The organism is Arachidicoccus sp. (assembly GCF_050436765.1).
GTDB lineage: Bacteria > Bacteroidota > Bacteroidia > Chitinophagales > Chitinophagaceae > Arachidicoccus.
On the sequence record NZ_JBNQGD010000385.1, the window covers coordinates 1 to 1,666 of the forward strand.

The 1,666-nt window shown below is 34.9% G+C and carries 1 protein-coding gene; it reads right to left on the minus strand.

Going from position 1 to position 1,666, the window contains the following annotated elements; translation table 11 throughout:
• Window positions 1-220: 220 nt before the first annotated feature.
• A complete protein-coding gene (locus ACQR30_RS16150; RefSeq protein ID WP_429736791.1) occupies window positions 221-1,615 on the minus strand; it encodes an RNA-directed DNA polymerase in 1,395 nt (464 codons plus the stop codon).
• Window positions 1,616-1,666 lie beyond the last annotated feature (51 nt).

Genomic DNA, 1,666 nt, shown 5'->3' on the forward strand with positions numbered 1-1,666 from the left:
TTGCGAACTGCTGAGAAAGAAGGCATTGTCTGCAGAAAATTGCCTCTGGATAAATATGTCGAGTAAGTAATATAATAATAATAATAATTTATTTGCACTTCAAGGTGCGATTTGCGCTCTAGGCGACTTTCACAATACAATACAGGACATGGTCATAAAACAGAGTACACAAAATGCAAATGATATGAACGAAATTTATGATTATGAGATTAGGATTTTCTCATAAGTCATTACCAGTAAGGAATAGGGAATCAATATCTTTCATAAAATCAGATAGGTCTTTTTGTCTTGTTTCAATGGGGAGTTTACTGTATAAAACAGAAGTTCTTGTAAAGAAAGAGTTTTGTCTGATTTTAGTCTTTGATGGATTGGTTTGAATTTTAAACATATCACCTCGAGTTTTTGAGTTTACACACCTGAAGGCATTTTGCTCAGGAAATGGCAAAATACCCAGCATGTACTGATGGAAAATTTTGTAATCGGCCTTTAGCCGTCGTTTTTGTAGTGACTCAATTTTGAAGTATTTTAATAAAAAGTCATAAGATGGTGTCTGCACTTTTTTGAAGAATATTCGATTGTAACAGCACTGTAGATATACTTTTTGGACGGATTCTAACTTTTTGATATCTTTTTCAAGATATGGTGAGAAAACGGGTGAAGCAAATTCCAAAATTGGTCGGATATAAGTTTTGAAAAGATTTGCCAAAATATTAGGGTTGTGAGTTTTGATTGATTTTAGTATAGAAAATGAGGCCCTTTTGCCTTTAGTTACACTTTCAGAAACGTGTGGTTCCCATTTAAGGGAGTCAGAATAGTATATACCAAGGTCACGAATGATAGAATTTTTTTCTACACATGGGATTTCAGTGCTGTTATAAAAGTATGGTAACGAAGGATTTTGTAGACCAAGGTGGAGGGTCTGACATTTTTCTGCATTGATTTTCAGTCCATTTATCTCACAATATTTTGATAGTTTTGATATGAATACTTTTATTGGATCGCGAAAGTCACTAAAGTGCAAACTAGTAGTTCTTGGAGAACTACGTTTGATCTTCAGATCATCCGCAAAGAGTTTGGCTGTTACCCCGGGCGTGTGACAGAACTTTGGCAAGTCAGAGATAAAGAAAATGAATAGTAAGGGACCCAGCACACTCCCTTGCGGGACACCTGCGGGAGCCTCACATTCTTCTGATGTTTGATCTTTGACTTGAACTTGAAAGGACCTGCCGGTCAAATACGATTTAATGATTTCCAAAAGGGGACCTTCAATACCAACTGATTTTAGTTTGGATATTAAACGATCATGTGGAACAGAGTCGAAAGCTTTTTCAAAATCAAAAAATATCAAGTCAACCCACCAACCCTTATCAATGGCATAAGTGATGTCTTCGAAAGTTTCAATTAGCTGTGTGGTGACAGATCTATTTTTGGTAAAACCGTGTTGACATGAAGGAATAATATTGTGTTTTGTAAAATGGTTTAAAAGGGAATTGTAAATTATTCTCTCAAAAATTTTGAGAACAGGACATATGATAGAAATCGGTCTGAAATCTTTTGGTTCTTTTGGATTTGGTTTCTTTGGAATTGGAATGATTGTGGCTTTTTCCAGATTGATGGAATTTTGCCCGTCATCATTATTTTGTTAAATATGTAAAATAGAGAAAAA